At 49.3% G+C, this 21,376-nt stretch carries 24 protein-coding genes; 10 read left to right on the top strand and 14 right to left on the bottom strand.

Annotated elements, in window-relative coordinates; translation table 11 throughout:
• Positions 1 to 14: 14 nt before the first annotated feature.
• Positions 15 to 836: a hypothetical protein gene (locus Q4E93_RS12340; protein ID WP_303585581.1), complete on the bottom strand. Its 822-nt coding sequence runs from the start codon at positions 834 to 836 to the stop codon at positions 15 to 17.
• Between the two features lie 148 nt (positions 837 to 984).
• Between Q4E93_RS12340 and Q4E93_RS12335 the strand changes: the two genes are divergently transcribed.
• On the top strand, positions 985 to 1,362 hold the full coding sequence (locus Q4E93_RS12335) for a response regulator (protein ID WP_303585579.1): 378 nt from the start codon (positions 985 to 987) through the stop codon (positions 1,360 to 1,362).
• On the opposite strand, the gene Q4E93_RS12330 is transcribed toward Q4E93_RS12335, so the two are convergent.
• The 4 genes from Q4E93_RS12330 to Q4E93_RS12315 form a co-directional block, all read right to left on the bottom strand.
• Entirely contained in the window at positions 1,343 to 2,497 is a 1,155-nt protein-coding gene (locus tag Q4E93_RS12330) for a multinuclear nonheme iron-dependent oxidase (protein ID WP_303585578.1), read from the bottom strand. The two genes, Q4E93_RS12335 and Q4E93_RS12330, sit on opposite strands and share 20 nt — an antisense overlap.
• A gap of 28 nt (positions 2,498 to 2,525) precedes the next feature.
• Entirely contained in the window at positions 2,526 to 2,699 is a 174-nt protein-coding gene (locus Q4E93_RS12325; protein WP_303585576.1) for a chryseobasin-related MNIO class RiPP peptide, read from the bottom strand.
• An 88-nt stretch (positions 2,700 to 2,787) separates the two neighbouring features.
• A complete protein-coding gene (locus Q4E93_RS12320; RefSeq protein WP_303585574.1) occupies positions 2,788 to 3,540 on the bottom strand; it encodes an MBL fold metallo-hydrolase in 753 nt (250 codons plus the stop codon).
• A 26-nt stretch (positions 3,541 to 3,566) separates the two neighbouring features.
• Entirely contained in the window at positions 3,567 to 4,103 is a 537-nt protein-coding gene (locus Q4E93_RS12315) for an NADPH-dependent FMN reductase (RefSeq protein WP_303585572.1), read from the bottom strand.
• 85 nt (positions 4,104 to 4,188) lie between these two features.
• Between Q4E93_RS12315 and Q4E93_RS12310 the strand changes: the two genes are divergently transcribed.
• Positions 4,189 to 6,099 (top strand): AAA domain-containing protein, encoded by a 1,911-nt coding sequence (locus Q4E93_RS12310; RefSeq protein WP_303585568.1) that lies wholly within the window; start codon positions 4,189 to 4,191, stop codon positions 6,097 to 6,099.
• On the opposite strand, the gene Q4E93_RS12305 is transcribed toward Q4E93_RS12310, so the two are convergent.
• On the bottom strand, positions 6,096 to 6,545 hold the full coding sequence (locus tag Q4E93_RS12305) for a DoxX family protein (protein ID WP_303585566.1): 450 nt from the start codon (positions 6,543 to 6,545) through the stop codon (positions 6,096 to 6,098). The genes Q4E93_RS12310 and Q4E93_RS12305 overlap by 4 nt on opposite strands.
• 130 nt (positions 6,546 to 6,675) lie before the next feature.
• Here Q4E93_RS12305 and Q4E93_RS12300 point away from each other — a divergent pair, with 130 nt between their 5' ends.
• Both Q4E93_RS12300 and Q4E93_RS12295 read left to right on the top strand, forming a co-directional pair.
• Entirely contained in the window at positions 6,676 to 7,518 is an 843-nt protein-coding gene (locus Q4E93_RS12300; RefSeq protein WP_303585564.1) for a phosphatase PAP2 family protein, read from the top strand.
• A 66-nt stretch (positions 7,519 to 7,584) separates the two neighbouring features.
• Entirely contained in the window at positions 7,585 to 8,355 is a 771-nt protein-coding gene (locus Q4E93_RS12295) for a hypothetical protein (protein WP_303585561.1), read from the top strand.
• Here the strand turns inward: Q4E93_RS12295 and Q4E93_RS12290 are convergent.
• Together Q4E93_RS12290 and Q4E93_RS12285 are read right to left on the bottom strand one after the other, a co-directional pair.
• Positions 8,334 to 8,681 carry a sigma factor gene (locus Q4E93_RS12290; protein WP_303585559.1) on the bottom strand — a complete coding sequence of 116 codons (348 nt, stop codon included), beginning with the start codon at positions 8,679 to 8,681 and terminating at the stop codon, positions 8,334 to 8,336. The two genes, Q4E93_RS12295 and Q4E93_RS12290, sit on opposite strands and share 22 nt — an antisense overlap.
• Positions 8,682 to 8,701: 20 nt before the next feature.
• Positions 8,702 to 9,082 carry a hypothetical protein gene (locus tag Q4E93_RS12285; RefSeq protein ID WP_303585557.1) on the bottom strand — a complete coding sequence of 127 codons (381 nt, stop codon included), beginning with the start codon at positions 9,080 to 9,082 and terminating at the stop codon, positions 8,702 to 8,704.
• A 278-nt stretch (positions 9,083 to 9,360) separates the two neighbouring features.
• Here Q4E93_RS12285 and Q4E93_RS12280 point away from each other — a divergent pair, with 278 nt between their 5' ends.
• Positions 9,361 to 9,972, top strand: coding sequence for a response regulator (locus Q4E93_RS12280; RefSeq protein ID WP_303585556.1), 612 nt, complete (start codon positions 9,361 to 9,363; stop codon positions 9,970 to 9,972).
• 33 nt (positions 9,973 to 10,005) lie between these two features.
• Complete coding sequence (locus Q4E93_RS12275; protein WP_303585554.1) at positions 10,006 to 13,080, top strand: sensor histidine kinase; 3,075 nt, start codon at positions 10,006 to 10,008, stop codon at positions 13,078 to 13,080.
• On the opposite strand, the gene Q4E93_RS12270 is transcribed toward Q4E93_RS12275, so the two are convergent.
• The 4 genes from Q4E93_RS12270 to Q4E93_RS12255 all read right to left on the bottom strand — a co-directional run bounded on the left by Q4E93_RS12270 (position 13,063) and on the right by Q4E93_RS12255 (position 15,957).
• Complete coding sequence (locus Q4E93_RS12270) at positions 13,063 to 13,692, bottom strand: GNAT family N-acetyltransferase (protein ID WP_303585552.1); 630 nt, start codon at positions 13,690 to 13,692, stop codon at positions 13,063 to 13,065. The two genes, Q4E93_RS12275 and Q4E93_RS12270, sit on opposite strands and share 18 nt — an antisense overlap.
• Positions 13,693 to 13,991: 299 nt before the next feature.
• Positions 13,992 to 14,990 (bottom strand): murein L,D-transpeptidase catalytic domain family protein, encoded by a 999-nt coding sequence (locus Q4E93_RS12265; protein WP_303585550.1) that lies wholly within the window; start codon positions 14,988 to 14,990, stop codon positions 13,992 to 13,994.
• 61 nt (positions 14,991 to 15,051) lie between these two features.
• Positions 15,052 to 15,492: a hypothetical protein gene (locus Q4E93_RS12260; protein WP_303585548.1), complete on the bottom strand. Its 441-nt coding sequence runs from the start codon at positions 15,490 to 15,492 to the stop codon at positions 15,052 to 15,054.
• Between the two features lie 183 nt (positions 15,493 to 15,675).
• Entirely contained in the window at positions 15,676 to 15,957 is a 282-nt protein-coding gene (locus tag Q4E93_RS12255; RefSeq protein ID WP_303585546.1) for a hypothetical protein, read from the bottom strand.
• 357 nt (positions 15,958 to 16,314) lie between these two features.
• Between Q4E93_RS12255 and Q4E93_RS12250 the strand changes: the two genes are divergently transcribed.
• Positions 16,315 to 17,151 (top strand): sensor histidine kinase, encoded by an 837-nt coding sequence (locus tag Q4E93_RS12250; protein WP_303585544.1) that lies wholly within the window; start codon positions 16,315 to 16,317, stop codon positions 17,149 to 17,151.
• Between the two features lie 44 nt (positions 17,152 to 17,195).
• Here Q4E93_RS12250 and Q4E93_RS12245 read toward each other — a convergent pair whose 3' ends face one another.
• Together Q4E93_RS12245 and Q4E93_RS12240 are read right to left on the bottom strand one after the other, a co-directional pair.
• Positions 17,196 to 18,131 (bottom strand): AraC family transcriptional regulator, encoded by a 936-nt coding sequence (locus Q4E93_RS12245; RefSeq protein WP_303585542.1) that lies wholly within the window; start codon positions 18,129 to 18,131, stop codon positions 17,196 to 17,198.
• Between the two features lie 46 nt (positions 18,132 to 18,177).
• The gene (locus tag Q4E93_RS12240) at positions 18,178 to 19,053 is read right to left on the bottom strand and encodes an AraC family transcriptional regulator (RefSeq protein WP_303585540.1); all 876 of its coding nucleotides are present in this window, start codon (positions 19,051 to 19,053) and stop codon (positions 18,178 to 18,180) included.
• Positions 19,054 to 19,519: 466 nt separating this feature from the next.
• Between Q4E93_RS12240 and Q4E93_RS12235 the strand changes: the two genes are divergently transcribed.
• The 3 genes from Q4E93_RS12235 (at position 19,520) to Q4E93_RS12225 (ending at position 21,348) form a co-directional block, all read left to right on the top strand.
• Positions 19,520 to 20,020: a hypothetical protein gene (locus Q4E93_RS12235; RefSeq protein ID WP_303585538.1), complete on the top strand. Its 501-nt coding sequence runs from the start codon at positions 19,520 to 19,522 to the stop codon at positions 20,018 to 20,020.
• The gene (locus tag Q4E93_RS12230) at positions 20,011 to 20,640 is read left to right on the top strand and encodes a hypothetical protein (RefSeq protein WP_303585536.1); all 630 of its coding nucleotides are present in this window, start codon (positions 20,011 to 20,013) and stop codon (positions 20,638 to 20,640) included. The genes Q4E93_RS12235 and Q4E93_RS12230 overlap by 10 nt, the downstream gene beginning before the upstream one ends.
• A gap of 78 nt (positions 20,641 to 20,718) precedes the next feature.
• The gene (locus Q4E93_RS12225) at positions 20,719 to 21,348 is read left to right on the top strand and encodes a response regulator (protein WP_303585534.1); all 630 of its coding nucleotides are present in this window, start codon (positions 20,719 to 20,721) and stop codon (positions 21,346 to 21,348) included.
• Positions 21,349 to 21,376 lie beyond the last annotated feature (28 nt).

Genomic DNA, 21,376 nt, shown 5'->3' with positions numbered 1-21,376 from the left:
TACAAGATACAAACTTAATAGGAGTTCGCCACGGCAAGGATGGATTGGTTGATGGCGGCATATAGTCCCTCAGAAACCTCATTGCAGGTCTTGTTCTCTTCGGCCGTATTAAATCCCAGGTCATTCCAGGAACCCATACCGCCAAATACCCAGGCAGTGCCAGCAGCGGAAAGTACTTGCCTGGCAATCAGTGAATAATATTTATCTACCAGCAGGTCCTGGTGATAATATGCCTTCTCCGGGGAGTCATTGCTCAATATGGCCCTGGCTTTTTTAAACACATTAGCCCATTCGGGCAGTTGCTGCCTGCCCGCAAAGTCTGTGATCGCAGCCAGCGCCTGATCCAGCAGGGAATAAGCCTCCCGGATATCCGGCTGTGCGTCGGTGGTGGGCTGAGCCTTGTCGATCATGCCATAAGATACGGACCATATTTTTCCTCCGGGGGCCGCTTTGTCTGTCACTGCCCAGCGGTTGAACCAATAATTCGAATGACGGCGATAGATGGTCTCGATCATCCAGGTGCCGCCGCCACCAACCATACCGGCCAGTTTATGCTCTTCCCCTGAAGGTTGGTTCTCTGCCCGGTGGTAATACAACCTGATCTTCTTACAACCATCTTTTTTTAATAGCCGGAACCAATCGGCAGGATCCCGCGCAAGCAATACTTCTTTTGGGGCCGATGAAAAAAAGCTCTTTTTAATGCTTTTGAAATCGACATTATTACAAAACTGGAAAGAGGAATGCATCGGGTAAAAATCATCGATGAGCTCGCCTGCCTGAAGAAATGCGTTGCCATAAGAAGTGAGGGAGACCAGTTGCGCGTGAATGCCTGTCATGGCGTGAAAATATGTTTTTATGTGTATACGGATACACACGATTGCCTACTTTTTTCCCCAGTTCAGGCCATTAGGCTGCCATGGTGAACGGCCTGAAATTTAGCACAGTAGTTGTGATCCTGGATTGTATCATTTCAAACATAAAAAAATGTCAAGCACTTCCAACCAAAGCCAGCACAAGATACTAGTGATAGAGGATGAAGGCGAAATGTGCCTGTTATTAAGCCTGATCCTGGATGACAAGGGATTAGCGGTGGAATATGTCAAGACCTTGTCTGCCGCCAGACAATTCCTGGAAAAGGAAGCGCCGGCGTTGATCCTGCTGGACAACAGGCTTCCGGACGGGCTGGGTGTCGACTTTATCAGCTATGTCAAAAAAAGCTTACCCGACGTCAAGATCATCATGATCTCGGGTGTCGATCCTGAAGCGGAAGACGCTGCCCTGGAAATAGGTGCGGATCATTTCCTGGCAAAGCCGTTTACAAAACGGCAGCTGCAGGAATCTATTAAGCATTTGCTGAACTGAGCTTCCACTTCTGCGCTATTTTTATTGCTGTTTCGACCATATAGGGTTCCCAGGATTCTATCTGCCAGGAAGAATGAGCAAGCGAGCTTCGCTGTAATGCACCGATAGCCTCATCATGGGTAGCGGCCGTTTCCAATATGCGGGAAAGCTCCAGCTGTTGTTGATACAGGGTCTCATCCTCTACCCTGGTTTCCGGCAGCAGTATCGATCCGGGAAGGAACGTGTTTACCAAGTCGGCCGTTGTCTGAGGCCGGCAATTTCCCTTTACAATTTCTTGCATTTGCAGGAAATCATCGTAAAAAGTTTTCCTGGCGGCTGCTGTCTGCAAACCTACGCCCAGCTGCTCCAGCACAACGTACTTAATGTGTGGACAACGCCCAAGGGCGTTTTCCAGCAGACGGAAAACTTCTGATGGTACTGCATGATCATGCGTATCTCTTCTTACGGTGCGTCCCGGGTCGGCCAGTGAGTCGTCCCAGCTACCACCTGAGATATGGATCTCCCGGACACGATGTAAAGGATATAGAGCAATTAGCTCATCAAACGCCATTCCAAAATTATGCAGCTGACAATAAAGATTGTGAAGGTCAAGGATGATAAAACCGTTCACAGGCTCCAACAGCTGCTCCAGGAATACGCCGTGTCTTTTCACCTCTTCTATCGAAGCGGAGAATGCAAGGTTCTCCAGCCCTACCGGGCACCTGCATGCGTCGTAGATCCTTTTCAGCCTGTCCCTGCCGATCTTCAGCGTAGTGGGCGTATAAGGAATTCCCAGCGGGGCGCCGTGGTGGAAGTCCTTGCCCGTCATAAATCCGAAATGTTCTGTGATATGGCTGAAGGTGAAGTCCCTGCACACCCGTCGCAGCTGCTGTAGCCATTCCTGCTGTCCCTCCAGCCAGCGGCCGGAGAAAAGGGAAAAGAAGATCCCGTGACCGATCAACCTGTGTTCATTCCCAAAAGCAGTCAACAGATCGCGGAACCAGCCAGGCACCTCCTTTTCCCGGTACAGCGCATCGAAAGACCACTCCAAAGCATCGATCCTTGATTCTTCCAGCAATGGAAGACAGGCCGCCAGCATGTCTGCGTCCAGGTTGCAGGCAACGGAAGAGTATATCACCGGCATCCCCTGTTTCATTGCATAGATACTTTATACGTCACCATTATCAGCCCATTCCGCAGGCAGGGCAAGGGTCAGGGTGAGAGGTCTTTTCCTGGCTTTTCTTTTCGGCCTCCTGCTTCGCCTTGTCCGGGGAAGGTTTATCCTTCTTACAGGAAGAGGCTGCATGCACAGCGATGCCGATCATAACTGCGCCAAGCAATGCCTTTGAAAGTTTCATGGTCAGTCGATTTAAAAAGGGGTATAGAAATAGGTGACCCTATTTTGACAATCGTAATTGCAGGAACGTGGCATTGCAGGGAAAAATATTACAAATTGGCCGGATACCATTCCCGCAAACGGACATCGATCCCTTTATTGCCCGCGTCCACCAGTTTCTGGAATTGATGGATGTCCTGCCCCCTGTAGTGATAGGGATAAACGATCTTCGGTTGAAATGCCAGCACGGCATCCGCCGCCTCATTGACGTCCATTGTGTAAGGCAGGTTCATACACACAAAGGCAATATCGATGTTCTTCAGCGCCCGCATTTCGGGGATACCTTGCGTATCTCCGGACAGGTAGATATTCTTTCCTCCTATACCTAGTATATAACCGTTGCCCCTCCCCTTGGTATGTTTGGCGGTCGGGCTTTCCGGAAGATTGTACATGGGCACGGCAGTGATGCTGACATCGGACTGTGTGACATGATCGCCATTCTTTAGGATCACCAGCTTGCTTTTGTCAAAAGCCGTCAATTTGTCGGCAACGACCTGTGGTACGACCAGGATCGTCTTTTCCGTCTTTATGGCGGCAAGGGTGCTGGAATCGAAATGATCGCCATGAATGTCCGTGATCAGGATCATGTCGGGCGCTGGCAGTCCCTTGAATTTGGCCGCACCGCCGGAAGGGTCAGCATAGATGACAAAGCTTTTCAGGGACAGCACCAGGCTGGCATGCATGACAGGCTGGATGGTCAGGGGCCCCATGCTGGTGGGCACGACATCGGCGGCGCTGCGCTGCGCATGGCTTCCGGCTGCTATCAGGCAAAAGGCAAATGCAAGGATGTTGTATTTCTTCATGATAATTGGTTTGCGGAAGAACAAAATTAGGTAAGACAACGGACAAAAATATCCATCAATTGCTTTACTTCTGCCTGCGTTTGCTCATCGGTGATCCTGCCAGAAGCATCCACCTTTGTTTTAATGAACTGTATAAGTAATTGCAGCTGATCCACATCCTTCGCTTCAATGACCCGCAATGTTTCCAGCAGCGCCTGGTGACCAAAGCGACCATCCGAAGAGGCGGTGATCAGCACGGTAGGCTTATTGGAGAATTCCGAGGAGGAGACGGTCCAGTCGATGGCATTCTTCAGCGAGCCCGGAACACCGTGGGCATATTCAGGCGTACAGATGATGACACCATCCGCATCGGCCAGCCGGTGCCGGAAGTTGGCGACCTCGGCGGGCACATTTTCCAGGTTGCGATCGGGGTCGAAATGCGGCAGATCGGCAATCGATCCGAATATAGCAATATCCAGTTTTTCGGCCGTCATTCCGGCGATGGCAGTCAGCAGGCTATGATTGGAGGAATGCTTCCGTGTGCTTCCGGATATGGCCAGTACCTTTTTCCTTGTCGCTGACATTCTAAACTTTTGGACAAATATACGATCACCGTCCATAGCATGCAGACGCCCTTAAATATCCGGCGAGGGTAAGTATATTTGCCGGATGGATTATTTTAAGCAACTGGCGGAGCTACTGAAGATGGAGCAGGCGGAGGATAAACAGGCATACCGGGAGCTGACCGAGCGGTCCTCCGTCGCGGAGCGCCGGGCTGCGGGTCTATGCTGGTATCCCATCGTCATTAAAGATACGGAGATCGGCCGGGGGGATTACCTCACCGTGGAGGTGGAACGTCCCGGTCACCAGGATGTCCTGCACCAATTTCGTTTTGGAGCTTCCGCAGCTTTATTTTCCCAGCATGATGCGGGTAATCATCGTGTCGAAGGTGTGGTGACCTTTCAGGGAGGAAATACGCTCAGGCTCTCCCTAAGGGTCGATGAGCTGCCGGACTGGACGCGGGACGGGAAACTGGGCGTGGACCTGCTTTTTGACGACAATAGCTACACAGAGATGTTCAGCGCCCTCCGGCTGGCGCCTACGTTGGATGAAAAGACGGCGAAAGGGCGACTGATCAGGATACTTACGGGGGAGCGGTTCCCCACCTTTCATACGGCGGAGAAAGACGCTGCGATATCGAACAGCCTCAACCCGTCCCAGCAAGCCGCGGTTAACAAGATCCTTGCGGCAAACGAGCTGGCAATCGTTCATGGTCCTCCTGGCACCGGCAAGACCACCACGCTGGTGCAGGCGATCAAGGCGATCATCGGACGGGAAGGCGGTCCTATCCTTGTCACGGCGCCCAGCAATACGGCGGTGGACCTGCTGAGCGAGAAACTATCGGATGAAGGGCTGAATGTGCTACGCATCGGCAACCCGGCCCGGGTGTCGGAAAGGCTGATGTCATTGACCCTGGACAGCAGGATGGCGGAGCATACCGCCACGAAGGAAGTGAAGAAGCTGAAGAAACAGGCGTCCGCCTTCAGGGATATGGCCCATAAATACAAACGAAATTTCGGACAGGCGGAAAGGGAACAGCGCAAGGCGCTTTTCAATGAGGCCCGCAATATCATGAAGGAGGTAGAACGCACGGAACAGTATATCCTGGACGACCTGCTGGCCAGGGCCCAGGTGATCACCGCCACGCTGGTAGGTGCCAACCATTACACGGTGCGCAACCTTTCATTTCGCACAGTCGTCATCGACGAAGCGGGGCAGGCGCTGGAGCCGGCATCCTGGATACCCATTCTGAAAGCAGAAAAGCTAGTGCTGGCAGGGGACCATTGTCAACTGCCCCCTACCGTTAAGTCTTCGGAAGCGGACCGAAAAGGGTTAACCGTAACCCTCATGGAAAAATGCGTTTCCCTCCATCCGGAAGCGGTGATCCTGCTGGAAGAACAATACCGCATGCATGCAACGATCATGGGCTATTCTGCGGCGGTGTTCTATGAGCAAAAATTAAAAGCCCACCCTTCTGTAGCGGGGCACAAGCTATATGCAGGCGACAAGCCTTTTATTTTCGTGGACACAGCCGGCTGCGGCTATGACGAAAAGACGGAAGGCGTCAGCACCAGCAATCCCGAAGAAGCCGTTTTTCTTTTCCGCCATCTGACACAATTTACAGGTGAGCTGCAAACACATTCTCCGGACGCGGAACTGCCCCGCGTTGCCGTCATTTCACCTTACCGTCAACAGGTGGAGCTGCTGAAGGAGCAGCTACAAAATTCCCCGCTGCTGAAGATCTATGGGGATAGGATCGCCGTCAATACCATCGACAGCTTCCAGGGACAGGAACGGGATGTCGTCTATATCAGCATGACCCGGAGCAATGCCAGCAGTAAGATCGGCTTCCTTTCGGACATCCGCCGGATGAACGTGGCTATGACGAGGGCCCGTAAGAAACTGGTGGTCATTGGCGATAGCGCTACGCTCTCCCAGAGCGCTTTCTATGCGGGGCTGATCCAATATGCGGAAGAGAAAGGCGCCTGGCAGAGCGCCTGGGAACTGGCGGAGGGCTAATACAGGATCAAAAAATATATCCAGGCGATAAAGAAGAGCTGTAGCGGCACCCTGAACCAGAGATAGCCGGGCCCCTTCCCATCCAGTGTGCCTTTTTCATAGTTGATACGTTTCAATGCTGCGTGAATATTGGCGGGCAGCATCAACATAAAAAGCAGGGTCAGCATGACGCCCGCCAGCGCAAACCATGCGTTGAGCAGCAGACCGACGGCGCCCGCCAGTTCGGCGATGCCTGTGAGATACACCATGGCTTTTTTAAACGGTACAAAATCGGGCAACATCATTTCCATTCCCCTGGTGAAAGCGAAATGCGCTATGGCCGTGAGCAGCAGCATCGCAGCCATGGCTATTCTTGCCGACAGGCGGTAATCCCACCATCCGTTTGTCACCCGGAGTAAAAAGAAAACAATGAAAAAAACACCCAATAAAACGAACAACGGCTTCATCCTTTTTTCAACGAAAGTACGCCACTTTTTTAATGGCTATATCATCACTTTTTTTGTCGAAATCGCCGGAATCGGAAGGGAATGCGGATACCACGTGATAGAATCAGAATTAATTTAATAATTTTACGACATGCCAAAACTATTATTCTCCTTCACGATATTTTGTTTCGCTGCAATGCACGCTTCCGCGCAAAATGCCGATACCAGCAGGCAGCAAAACAATGGTCCTGTAAGCCCCTATACTATCAAAAAGCAAATTGACATTCCCCTTACAGCAGCTATGACAGGCTGGACGATCTACAGCTTTGCCCAGATAAGCAAGAAGGACAACACCAGTGCGGAAAAGCTGGCCGGTCTCACCAGGGACGATGTCAACTGGTTCGACCGTTGGGCCATACGGCCTTACAACAGAGGGGTGGACAAGGCAAGCTACATTCCTTTTTATGCGGCAGTGCCCTACCCTCCTATCTTTATGCTGCTGGACAAAAAGATGAGAAAGGATTACCTGGAGCTAATTTTCCTTTATACGGAGGCTATGTCCATAACAGGAGCGCTTTATGGGTCTGCCGCACATTATTTTCCCCGGCTACGTCCCCTGGTCTACGATACAAGAAGTCCCATGTATGTCCGTCAGGGCAGCAATTCCCGGAATGCTTTTTTCGCGGGCCACGTAGCGCTGGTTGCAACATCCACCTTCTTTATGGCCCAGGTATTTGCCGACTATCACCCGGATTCCCACCTGAAATGGGTGGTGTATGGCGCCGCAGGCGTTGCAACTGCAGCCACGGCATATATGCGCCACAAGGCAGGGGAGCATTTTCCCTCGGACATCCTGGTAGGAACGGCCGTCGGCACGTTGTCCGGACTGCTGGTGCCCCGGCTGCACAAGTGCAGGCTGATAAGAAACAAAAAGATCAGCCTTATCCCTTACGCAGGCCCTGCCTCCGGGCTGGCTTTCTTTTACAAGCTGTAGGTCATCGGCTGGAAAGGTCAGATCCGGCACCCAACTTTTTTTGTACCTTTATCAGGTCTAAAAATTATGGCCACCTTAACTGCCGAACAAAAAATTCACTTCACCCTGCGTATTGCCATATCGATGTGCTTTCTCGGGCACGGCGCATTCGGCATTATCACCAAAGAGATCTGGACGCATTATTTTGCTGTTTTCGGCATCGGCCGGGAATCGGCTTACCGCCTTATGCCACTCGTAGGTGCGGTGGACATCATGCTGGGCATCGCGATGCTGGTATATCCTATTCGGGCCATTGCGGGCTGGCTGGTAGTCTGGGGGCTGTTGACGGCGATGCTTCGACCATTGGCGGGCGAACCTGTCGCGGAGCTGATCGAGCGTGGAGGCAATTTTGGCGCCCCATTGGCATTTCTTCTGCTGACAGGAGGAAAGGATTGGTGGAAAAGAGTAAAGCCGGGTGAAGGGGTCAACTTGTACCAGGCCGGCCTTTGTCTGCGGGTAGCAGGCTTTCTGCTATTGATGGGACATGGATGGCTCAACTTAATAGAGAAGAAGGCATTGATGGATCAATATACCCACCTGGGATTCAGCAGCCCGCAGACAGTAGCGCTATGGGTGGGCGTTTTTGAAGTGGTGGCGGCAATCTCATTGCTTATCAGACCTTTAAGAGGGCTTCTCTTCTTCCTCATTCTCTGGAAGATGGGAACGGAGCTTTTCTATCCACACTATGAGCTGCTGGAATGGGTGGAAAGAGGAGGCAGCTATGGCGTACTGCTGGCATTGTGGCTCATTACAAAGGAGCGTTCGGTCCGGCAACGTTATATCTCCCTTGCAACATAATCCTTTATCTCCTGCCGGATCTCCTCCGGCAGCATAGTATCCATCGTTTTATCGGGCATATAAGGGCCTGCATCGGGTTCCCGCTGCAGGTGCTTCAGATAATTCAGCGCATTGTTACGGATAGTGCTGTATAAAAATGCCCTGTTGTTGATATCTCCGGTGAGATCCATTCTTTTGATCCAAAGAATGGAAAGCGCCTCCACCGTCAGCTGTTGGGCTGAGATCTTATCGTCCACCAATGAGTGGGCGAAAGCGAAAAAAGTGGGATAGTATTGAAAAAAGAGGGCTTTGAACACCCCGGGGGTGCCTTCCTTATCAGTCGTCATGACGCATTGCTTAAAATAGATCAATTTAATAAATGGCTATCCCAAATAGTATCGGGTTGACCATCTTTCTGACTGTTGGACCAAGGTAAATAACGGGTGGAATAGTACTGCTCGATGGCGGCGCCGATGGCTTCGGTCAGGCCGGAGGACTCTTTTTCGATGTCTGACCAAACGTCTTTCTTGTTGTAGACAAGGGCCATGGGCTCATCGTAGCTCTCGAGAAAATGTACAAGGAATATAACTACAGTATTGATAACTATCGGTTTGACCATTACCCAGCTCCACTTTCCGGAAAAGAGGTATTCCACTTCAAAGCTGCTTTCGAACGGTAATGACTCCTGGATGGATGATGCGTATGGAATATTTCTTAACCTGTTGAGTCTTAATCTAAAACCAGACATAGTAAAAATTTAAGTGATTACAATGATAATGGTCTAACACGCAATATCCCTGTGCTCCGTGGGCCGGAAGAAGCACCTGAATATTTGAAGGACACAGGTTGATTGGCTTATTTATTGACAGCGGATCGGAAACGATCCATAACGGATGAACAAACTTAATAGCTTTACAGTAACAAAATGTAGAATTAATTCTACAGGCCATTCTTTTTTATTGCTGAATTTAGCATAGGACGCACGCTTACGAGTAAACCCTTATCCGGATATATTCAACGCTGACTATGCAACCACAAATATTACTGGCAGACGACCACAGCATGATCCGGAAAGGGCTCAAGCTGCTCCTGCAGCTCCATTTCAACTTCACGGATGTGAATGAAGTAGTAAGCTGTAACGAGCTGATGAAAGAGCTGACCAGGAAAAGATATAGCCATCTGATTCTGGACATTATTCTGTCGGACGGTAGTACACTGGAGATCCTGCCGAATGTCCGGCGGGTGTATCCTGATCTGCGGATCATGGTATTCTCCATGCAGCCAGCAGAGGTTTATGGAAAGGCCCTCAAACAGTATGGCATTGACCATTATCTTCCCAAGACCACGCCAGAGGAGGAGACGATCCGGCTCCTGCAAAGGTTCCTCCAGAATGAACAGCCTTTGCGTGATCAGGGACCTATGAAATACCCCAACAATCCGTTTTCAGCGTTGGCGCCGCGCGAGCTGGAGATCCTGCACTATGTGCTCAAGGGGTTGGGCACAAAAGAGATCTCCGAAACCCTGAATGTAAGGATGAACACCGTCAGTACGGTGAAGAACAGGATTTTCGAGAAGACGCAGACCGGTAATCTAAAAGAACTGATCGAATTAGCCACTTTATATAATGTAAATTATTAAGCTGTATCTTGGCGGCGGGAAAAGCCCTGTACTATGTCATTTCGCCACCTGCTGCTCCTTTTCTTTTTGGGGAAATGGTCGATCGCTCCGGCCCAGGAAAACTACCGGGTAGAGCGTTTTACCACAGACAACGGATTGCCATCCAACGGGATCAAGGGATTGCAGTGGGATGAGACCACTGGATTTCTCTGGATTGCCACGGAGGCGGGCGTTACCCGTTACAATGGGGCGGATTTTCTTACTTTCTCCAAGGCCAATACCCCCGAATTCACTTCAGACCGGATGCTCTTTCTATTCAAGAACCAGGGAGGAAGGATCTATACCTCGGATGAGGCGGGGAATATCTTCTTTGTCATGCAAAACACGCTGCAGTTCCTGGGACAGGTGCGGCTGGACGCCCGACCTTCGGCTTTCAGGCTGATAGGGCTGGCAGCTTCGGGGAAGATGTTCCGGCAGTCCTCCGAACAGCCGGCGCCTCATTTCGGATTCAACTTCAAAGAAGAAATGCTGATCCCCGTGAGCGAGACCCGCATCATCCTGTTCCGTAAGGATACGCTGTATGACTACCGGGAGGGGAAAAGAGAGCCTGCTCCCATGATGACCATTGAACCGGGTTCCAGTGTATTTTACCTGGGCGGTCAGTTGTTCACTTACAATTTCCGACAAGGCTTTCACAGGCTGGATATGGAGAGATCCGACCAGAAGCCGGAGCCTGTGCCATTTTTTTTCAGGGGTGAGCCTCCTCCGGCAATGGCAACCTGGCAGCTCTTCTGGGAAAGCAGCATGCCCCATCCCGTCCTCATAGCGGGTAGGCGAGCCTGGCTTCTGTCCTATGAAGGCGGACGGATGAAGTGCGATCCCATCTGCGAAGCCGTGCCTACCGATGGACTGTTATCCTACGCAGGGTATAATGAAAAGAACGGCATCCTTTTCCTGGGCACCAACTCCAAAGGGATCATTATTATCCGGAAGAACAGGGTACGTAATGTGAAAGTGGAGGAACCTTCCAGTGATAAGGTTACCTCCACCTATAGCCAGCTGGGCCTGCCCGGCGGGGCTATTCTCACCAGCCATGGGGATATCCTGGGAGGAAAGCCCACCCCACCCTCTTTCCGGCCTATCGGGACTTCCTTCAATAATTTTATTTATACAGATGCCGACAGCGTCCTATGGTATAGCTATGGGGATAGTATTTATTCCTATACGTATCGTACAGGCAAGACCGGGATGATCCTGGCAGGGAAGGGATCGATCACGGACGGCTTTGTCCGCAGCGATAGCAGTCTTTATATTGCCAACGCCATAGGCATCGGCGTTTTGAGGGCTAACAGCGTGGAGTATTTACAGCGGTATCCGCAGGCCGACGTCAACAGCAATGTCCCTTTCGCCATGCTGGAGATGAGCCCCGGAAAACTGGCCGTTGGTTGCTGCAACGGTCTTTTCACTTTTGACACACGCACCCGCCGGCTGGACACTTTGTTCCGTTCGCCCGGCACCTGTGTCCGTGCATTATGGAAGTATAAGGATCACCTGTTCATCGGCACCTATGGAAAAGGTATATTTATCTGGAAGGATGGCGTGTTGAAACCTATTCCGGTTGACAAGAATAACTATCTCCAGTATGCGCATTGTTTTATCCCCGACAAGCAGGGATTCTGCTGGATCAGCTGCAACAAGGGTCTGTTCCGGGCCCGGCCCTCGGACATGGTGGATGCTTTTGACAATGGCGATCCCAAAGTATATTACCACTATTACGGCAGGAATGACGGTATGGACATTACGGAGCTGAATGGCGGCTGCACCCCCTGTGCGCTGGCGTTGAATGACACAACCTTCTCCTTTCCCTCCATGGATGGACTGGTTTGGGTAGATCCCAACTGTTCTTTGACGCAGCTGCCGGAAGGAGAAGTTTTTATCGACGCGTTCCTGGTTGACGGCAAACAATTGAACATGGCTTCTTTACTGAGACCCGACCTTCCTTCCAATACCCGTGACCTATCTTTCTCCCTTGGGTTCCCTGCCTGGGCAAATAAGGAAAACATTTACATCGAATATAAGCTGGAGCCTTATTCGAAGGATTGGCGGTCTTTGGAATTGCAGAAGAACCCTACGCTGTCTTTCGGTAATCTTCCCCCAGGCGATTACGTGCTAAAGGTGAGAAAACTCAACGGTTTTGGAAAAGATAACTATGCCATGACGGAATACGCTTTCCGGATCGGGTCGCACTGGTATCAGCAGCCCTGGGCCTGGTTGCTGGGCCTTTGTTGCATTACGGCGCTGGTGACATGGATCATCCGGACGCGTACCCGTCAGTTCCAGGTGAGACAACACCGCCTGGAGCTGCAGGTCGCTGACAAGACCGGAGAGCTGAAGCAAAAGAACGAGGAGCTGGAAAAGACGGACCAGATCAAAACAAGGCTGATCTCCATCATCAGTCATGACCTGGTGACGCCTTTGAAATTCCTCCACCTTGCCGGCAAAAGCCTGATAGAGAAGAAAAGCGAGCTGCCGGAAGCATTGCAAAGGGAGACCATTACGGAGATGATGAATACTTCCAAGGAGCTGGAGCTGCTGTCCACGAACATCCTCAATTGGATAAAATACCGGAATGAGGACAGGAGGCTGGTGAAGGAAAGCTTCAACCTGCATGCGCTGGTCCAGCAACTTTTCAGTCTTTTCAATTCCATGGCCAAGCAAAAGCAGATACGGCTGATCAACCAGGTGGAGGAAGATCTCCAGATCTACCAGTTCATCGAACCTGTAAAGATCGTATTATACAACCTGGTGCTAAATGGGATCAACTTTTCATCGGAGGGGCATATCGTCGTCAGCAGCGAAACGGCCCCGGATGGAATAACGTTGATCATTGAAGATACAGGAGTCGGTATGACCCAGGAGCAGATCAATAACATCATGGCGGATCATTTCATCATTTCCTCCGCCAATGTCGACAGGCGAAAAGGCAATGGACTGGGCTACCTGATCATAAAAGACCTGCTGAAGATCATCCGGGGCAGCCTGTTCATCCAGAGCGAAAAGAACAAGGGTACCAGAGTGCAGATCCTGCTACCGCTGCCGCCCGACCTTACGTCATCCCTCCACCTTTAGTTCCTGTCCGGAGAGGACGTACAATTCTTCCCAGTCCGGTCCTCCACCCGTCCTGGCCAGCGGTCTGAAGCCGGCCGCGCGGCAGTATTGCTTTTCCAAAGGGCGTTCGATATCAAGGGTGGTGATCAGTCTTTTGACTTCCGGGAAGGAAAAGAACCACGCAGGGCAAGCCTGCCAGATGGCCAGGGCGAAGGTTTCCGCATCGCGTCCGCCGACCAGGGACAGACGTTCCAGATGTATCCTGTAATCGCCGGGCAGGGAGGAATAATAGCGCCCCAGGTTGTTTTGCTGCATGCGATAGATGGAGACCAGGAAGGCCGGCTGGTCGTCGATAAAACCTATAAAAGATTGTCCCAGGTCAGAAATGGTAAGCAGCCCTAATTCTTCTTTTTTTGTGCGGTACAGCACTTCAGCCAGCTCTTTTCTTTCCGGCATCTCGAGGATGGCAAATGCTCTTACCAGGGTATCATCGGCAGTAAGGGACAGCGGTCTCAGGGAGAGGGTGATGCCTTCCCGCGGAAATTGTTTTGTACAGACTACCCCATACGTCGCATCAGGGTCGAGGGGCTGGCATAATTCTCCGTCGAAGGGCCTTTTGTTATTATTATTCATAAGAGGGTTTACGCAATTGATCAGGATAAGTAGCAACGGCAACGTATTCATGAGGCGGACCGGACACGATATGATACCTGATAAAATTAAATATATCGCTAATCAAATAACGTAAATATTTTTGAAACGCTTAGATGAAGTTAGAGGTATACACCTATCAACTCCGTAATCGTTAGTCGAAAAGTCCCTTATTGTCCCTAAGTAAGTACCATATTGGGATGGAGGTCTGTTTGCGCAAGGACATAAAAAAGGGCTGATCTTTCGATCAGCCCGGGGTTATAGGGGGTAGGGGCTAATGCTCAATAGTTGTTTATGACAACCGACTCTTCAAGGTATTTTGGGGTCGGATGATAAATGAAAAGGCAGCTTCCGTTCTTGACTGCACGGATAATATGTTTGCTAACGCCCGTAGGTATCGCCGGGCAGCCCAGGCTGGTGCCGATGGTCCCGAAATCGCTCATGTACTGAGGGTTGACGTAATTAGATCCATGCAGAACGATGTTCCTCTTCGATGCCATGTCATTGTAGCCCGTGTCTATGCCGCTGATACGAAGAGAAAGGCCATTTCGTCCTCTGTAGGTCCTATTGGTAAGATAAAAACCCAGACTGCTCTTAAACGATTCGGGGTCATTGGAAAAAGAGGTAGCATAGTCTCCTCCGGAGTTTTGTCCGTGTGCTACATAGGTCTGGTACAGCAATTTTTTGTGCCGGACGTCGATGACATAGAGGCGCTTGCTGTAAGAAGGTTGACTGAAGTCACAGATCGTCAGTACGTTCTTCTTCCGGATAAGGCCTTTCTTCAACAAATTGTGATAACCGCGCCAGGCATACTCGAAGGCCTGTTCATTCAGGTCGCTGTTTTCAAGTTCCATGTAGTCGTACATGAACGCTGCCTCGTTGATCACCATCTTCAGCTCGGCGGCTTTGGCATTTGCGGCTGCTTTTGTCCTGGCGGCGGCAGTGGCCAGGGCGATCATCCTGCTGCCTGCAGAGGCCATCACATGGACTTTTGCTGCGACGGCAACCCTGGTGAGGTTGACGGAGGTGGCCAAATGGATACGCTGGACGTCAGCGAGACGAGCGGTCGTTTCTCCTTTCTCCGAATAAATGGGAGAGGCGGTCAACGACGTATAGTTGACAAATTTCTTGATAACTGCGGAGGAATAATAGGGTTGCATCAGGTCTTTGTCGAGCGGCTTTTCGGTGCCGTCATCCTTGCTGCTGCTGGCTATTGATGGAGCAGTAAGGATCATGGATGATAGGGTGACCTTGCATAGCAGGCTGGTCAGGATTCGCATGGAATTTGGATTTTAGTTGAATAGGGATGTTAGCGTTAGTTCTTTGTCTTTTGTTTCATTTTCAAGGGTTGGATTTAATCATGAATGTTTTCCTTTCCACCAGTGCATTGTCCTTATACAGCTCGTACTGAAAAAGACCTGCGTGACGGAAATTAGCTTTTTCAACAATCAATAAGGAATCCCGGATCAGCCTGATCTCGAATAGTAATCGATCCTGGCTGTCGAAGAACCGGATCCTGTATCTTCCGTGAGGAGTGGGGACAACGATCGACAGATCGCTGTTCCTTTCCTTCCGGACATACCTGGAAGAGATCTTTTCTCCGACCGGGCTAAGCCACCCGGTGTCCTTATCTATATATAACGAATAAATCCCGGAAATATGACTATTTCGGAGGGAAGAATACAAAAAAATACGGCTATCGGCTTTAGCAACGGTCGTCAGCAGAACTGCTGTGGCAAGAAAGGCAATCAACTTGTCTTTCCAGGATAATGGAAATAACATTTTCCCAGGTTTATTGGTTAGTTGAGAAATTTCAATAATACCAATGTCTATGAAAATGTAAGGTTTAAGATGGCATTCATTGAATATCTCGACATTAAAAAAAATAAAATACCATGCATCCCTATGCTTATAATTATAAAATAGGTTGCGCTATAGGACAAGCGATGGTTTTCTTGATCTTCGTCATGCCGTCCTGCCGTCCTTTTTTGGAGGGTCTTCCTTTGCTGCCTGCCTGATGGAGATCACGGGTATGTTCATGTCCTTCAGCTTCATCTCTATTTCGCAAAACTCCTTTTGCACCTGGAGTATCTCTGCGCTGACCACCACCACTTCTTTCTCCAGCGATGCGATCTGTCTGTTCTTCTTGGCAAGCTGTCGGCTGCGCAGGGCAAACCCCGCCAAAGCGGCAAGCGCCATCAATATGAAAAGCACGACGACATTGACAGTTAGGTCGAATAGGGGCATAACTAATTGGTTTAAATAGAAAAATGCGGGTCTGTAAAAAGTCTATTTATCTATTACCAGTTTGCCTGCCGGCCAGATGAAACAGCATGCGCGAAGGAAGAACAAAAACGAGTGTAGATTTTGTCCATAGCGTACAGATTTTAATGCATTATAAAAGTACCCCCCCATGCAGCCCCGGAATACTCATTTTGCAAAAAATGGCCCCTCACAAGGACAAAAGGATACCAAAAAACGCTTACATCATACTATGAGGCTATTATATACGTTGCCGACGCCATACTCCTATGCGTTTTTTTTCACTCAATCATGCTATATCGTTTTATTTCTGTTATTTTAACCCTTAAGTTAAGGTCAGGCATGGTTAGAAAGGCTTTTACATGGCAGGAGGTTTCCGTCCTGTTGTTTTTTTTGATGCTGCTCATCGCACTGGTGCTGATATGGATAAAATTAAGGGCGCGAAGGAAAGAGGAGCTCGCTCGCGCCGAACAAGCGGCGCAAGCGCTGATGCAAAGCAGCAATCTCCGGGAAAAGCTCATTTCCCTGGTGATCCATGATCTCCGCAGCCCTTTGCGCTTTCTCAACCTGATATCAAGTGACCTTCTGGACAAGCACGCGAACTATTCGACCGAAGAAATAAAAGAGCGTATCTACTGGATCAAAAAAGGTACCCAGGATATCTACAATTTTTCGGAGGACTTCCTGTTATGGGTAACCAGCCAGCGTGATGACTTCAACATTACCCGCCGCCATATTCACCTGAAGCCATTGCTCCGCGAGATCTACGATTTCTACCTGGAACAGGTGCAGCAAAAAGGGAATATCCTGACATACGAGGCGGAAGAGGATCTCACTACCTGGTCGGATCCGCATATTCTGATCACCATTATCCGTAACCTGGTGGACAACGCCAATAAATATACGGACGGTGGAAATATTATCCTGCGCGCTTACAAAGAAGGTTCCGACCTCTGTATCTCAGTCAGCGATACGGGAAGGGGCATGAGTCCGAAACAGGCAGCCTATTTCATGCAGGAGGTTAGCCTGGACCATGTACAGAGCGGCAGCCAGCTGGGCCATAAATTCGTATTCGATCTTACACACCGGCTGAATGGTTATGTGGTGGTGGAGAGCCGGGAGGGAAAGGGAACAACAGTGTACTTGAGGTTTGCCGGTGAAAAACAAGGCCGGACTTAAGGGGGCCCGGCCATTGTAAATGAGTCGACAGGAAGTCAAGGGATTTATGCGAGGTTGTCCATTTGCTTTTTATATTTCCCGGGCGTTATCCGGTAGATCTTTTTAAATGCCAGTATATAATTGCTGATGCTGGAATAGCCGATCTCATAAGCGATCTGGCTAATCGATTTGACATTATCCGCGATCATTTCCCTTGATTTTTCGATCCTTTTATTACGGATGTACTCCGAGATGGTCATGCCGTGTGTCGATTTGAACAGAAAGTTCAGCTTGTGATAGCTGGTATAGGTCTTTTTCAGGATGCTATCGACCGTGAAGGTGTCGGAGCAGTAGTATTCCGAAATATACGATTCCACTTCACGAATTAGGCTTAGATCATCTTCGTTGTCAATGCCCGTAGCGGTATTTACGCTTGCGAGATTGCGGTGCCGGCTGCAGAGAAAATGCTCCAGCAGGCTCAGCGCGTGGTTTTGAACTTCCAGCAGGCCGGTGGTCTCTTCATCCGATCGCTGACGACCATGCCCGGTGATCGAAGAAAAGAGAGTTAATTGTCTGCGGCCCAGCCGACAGGTGACAATGCTTCCCTCCCCTTCCAGTGCTTGTTCGATCTTAATAAAATTAGGGTTTACTTTTAAAAAGACGTCGATCCACTCAGCGGAGATGTACAACATGACCGCTGAGAACTGAATGGGGGTAAAACTACGGAACAGCAAAGGTTGGGCGGCCCTCGTCAACAGGCCCAGTCCGGGACTGGCCTGCTGTAATCCATTATTCCCATCACCGGAGGCGATCTGCAGGTCGCCTTTGTAGTTGATGAAAGTCAGCAGCAGCCCATTTCCCATGTTAGCGGGGATGGAAAGGTCCAGATGATCTGCAGATGCAGACCAACAGGAGATCCCCAGGCCCACGGGTAATTTTTCCGTGAACCGGGGAGGATGAGCGACCTCCGGGTCATTAAAAGCGGCGTTTAGGGATTTCATAGTCATGTATTGCCAGGTTAGTATTAGGGGTCAGGTAGAGCTTAGGTTAATGAGGGTTGAGATAATGCCAGGGTGAAAAACCGTATTCTTTTTTAAAGGCAAGGGTAAAATGCGACGGGTTGGAGTAGCCGATCTCTGTGGCTACAACCTTTACAGGCACTTTGTTATCCAACAGTTTACGGGCATGCTCCAGCTTATTCTTTTGATAATAGCCGAATAAGGTCTCGCCATAATATTTCTTGAACTTTGTCTTGAGGCTGGTGGGGCTCATTGCCGATATGCGTGACAGTTTCTCGATGCCTGGAAATTCCTGCTTATAGTGTACGCAAAGATGTTGCTCTACTTTTGATAGATTATGTGTATCCTGGGTGCTGAGGTAATTGCCATCCTTTACCAGCTTCTCCATTACGAAGAACTGTAGAAGCAGATATTCCACCAGGACGGATACGTTGCGGACAGTGAACAGCTCCCGGAAAGGATGCTGTATGATCTCCGACATAAAATCGTTCAGCAACAGCCGGTATTTGAACGTAATAGGCCAGCTTAGAAAAGAGGCATTGTCGTGGGATTGCAATATGTTCTGGATGGCGCCCGCATCAAAATCATCGATGAGATGCCCCATGCTTGACTTCTGCACTCTTACGATCAACGCCCGGATCGTTTTCTCCTTTGGATAGCTGATAAGCTTCCCGTAGCTGGCGTCCGTGATAGATACGGATGAGTTATGCTTGTCGCCGGGAATGCCTGTAAATGCCAGGGGAAGATCACTCTCCATTTTGCCGGGAACGCTGATGTCATCAAAACATAAGATGTAGGAAGATGCGCTGCGGGAAGGTAAGAAACTGAATGTAAGATCTTCGGAGAGCATGGAAACATTAATGGCCAGGACCTCGATTCCAGTGGAAACACCAGCCACAGTCATAAAGCCTTTACCATTTTTTCCCGAAAAATAAAGTACCGAATCAGTAACAATACAGGATTTGTCTTCTGCCATCACCTCAAAACACTTCAGAAACGATTCTGAATTTTCAAGAGATACATAACTCATTGACTTAAATTTATTCGCCCTACGTAAAGAACTTATACAGGCTACTAATCTATATAAGCTGATTTTTCTGCGGCGACAAGTTATTAATAAGGCTACCGCGCCGGTATAGTACAAAATTTAATTGCCTGTAGTTTTTTGACTACACTTGAGCGCATCCTAATTTAAATATTTAATAATTATAATGTATACTACGCTATAAGAAAACATATTTTGTTTTTTGGTGGTATGAAGGCCTTGTCCTTTTGCGTAAGTGAAACAATTTTGACAATTATCGAAAGTGTCGTTTTATTGAAATATTTACCCCGCAATCCATACCTATGACAAAAAAATCCATACCCGCATGAATAACCCGCAAAAAAAAGAAGGCCCTGACCAGGACCTGCGATCACTTCTTAAGGCCCAGCACAAGAGAGTTTATTCCATTTGCCGTTTTTTCGCTAACAACTACAAAGAGCATCAACGTCTCTTCGCCAACATTATCTCGGCCGCTTCCCAGAGCATCCGTTCACGGCGTGGAGAGGAAAGCAAACAGGTGCTTTTGCTGAGGGCCTGTATCAATATGGTGGCGCTGCATTCCATCACGTTGGAAATGGAGCCGGCGGTAGACCGGAGCATTCAGTTTAAATCGCCTGACTATCAAAAAAATATGCTTCAATTCCGGGAGCGTATGGGCAATATATCCGATTTTGATAAGATGCGGCTCTTCCTGGAGTTTGAGAAGCTTTCACCGGGAGAGATAGCCGATCTGACGGGTCCGTTGCCCTCCAGGAATGTTGTTCCGAAGGAAGGGATCAAAAAGAACTTTATCCCTTACCTAAAGGAAAAACTGATATGGAGCTAAAAAACCTGCAGCAATACTGGGACAATTTCCCCGAGATCTCCATGGAGGAGCGCCCGGTGCTCTCGTCCGACCTGGAAAAAATAGTGGTCAGGAATCCACTTTCAGATGCATTTTACCTGAAGAAAAAGATCCTTTTCCGGATCATTGCCGGAGGGTTACTGCTGTTATATAATCTGTACCAGCTGCGGGAGCAGTATACAACGGGGGGTGGCGACCTGGATCGACAGGTAGTTATCTTCTTTACACTGGGGTATTTTGTTTATTTCCATACGAGGCTGCTGCTATTTGCGGACTACCCTGCCCTACTGGCGCTGCGACTGATGCCCTTCCTGCAAAAGGTGGAGACCATTCTGGATAAGTATATACTTTCTTTTGGCGTAGTAAGTATCCTTTGCGGATTTTATGCCCTGGCAATCCTGGAAAAGATCCTTTTCTGGTATAAGCCGGGCGCATTGTTATCTATGAACAACAGTGGCATATATAAGTGGCTGATCATTATATTTCTGTCAGTTAGTTTCTATATCCTTTTCCTTCATATGATCATTCCTAAATATAAGAAGCTCCTGGTGGCCGTCCGGAGATATAAGAACGGCATCGCTGCCCGGCCACAAAAAAAATAAAACTCAGCCTTCCCGGGACATCTAATATAATTTATATCGTTTATATTTGGTGCAAGAACCCTATACAAACCGAGACTCATGCACACCATTTTAATCGCAGATGACCATTCCATTGTCCGGGCAGGACTAAAGCTACTGATCAACAGTAGTATCCGGGATGTGACCATCGATGAAGCCGAAGACGGAGAGACTGTGATCAAAAAAATGCGATCCGCCAGCTTTGATCTGCTGATACTGGATATCAATATGCCGCATACAGAGTCTTTTAGTCTCACTACTTACCTTTTGAAAGAATATCCTTCCTTAAAGATCATCATCTTCACCATGAACCAGGAAGTTTTTTTTGCTAAAAGGTTTTTGAAGATTGGCGCACACGGCTACCTTAACAAATATTCGAAGGAATCTGAGATCAAGTATGCTATTCAAAAAGTGCTGGGTGGAAAGCGTTATATCAGCGATAATCTGGCAGAGATCCTGTCTGGCGAGCTGACCAAGAAATTAAAGGATAATCCATTCGAAGATCTTTCCGACCGGGAATTTGAGGTAGTGCTTCAAATGCTGAAGGGTAGCTCCGTTTCGGAGATCGCCAATACGCTGAGCCTGCATAAATCGACCGTAGGCACCCACAAGACCCGTATATTGGATAAGCTGAAGATCTCCAATACGGTGGAGCTGATCAATCTGGCCCGGCTTTACGAGATCATTTAGGCATTTATGTGTCCGGACAACGAACCTC

This window comes from Flavitalea plasmicola, assembly GCF_030546645.1.
Classification (GTDB): domain Bacteria; phylum Bacteroidota; class Bacteroidia; order Chitinophagales; family Chitinophagaceae; genus Puia.
This window is presented reverse-complemented; position numbering and strand designations above follow the sequence as displayed.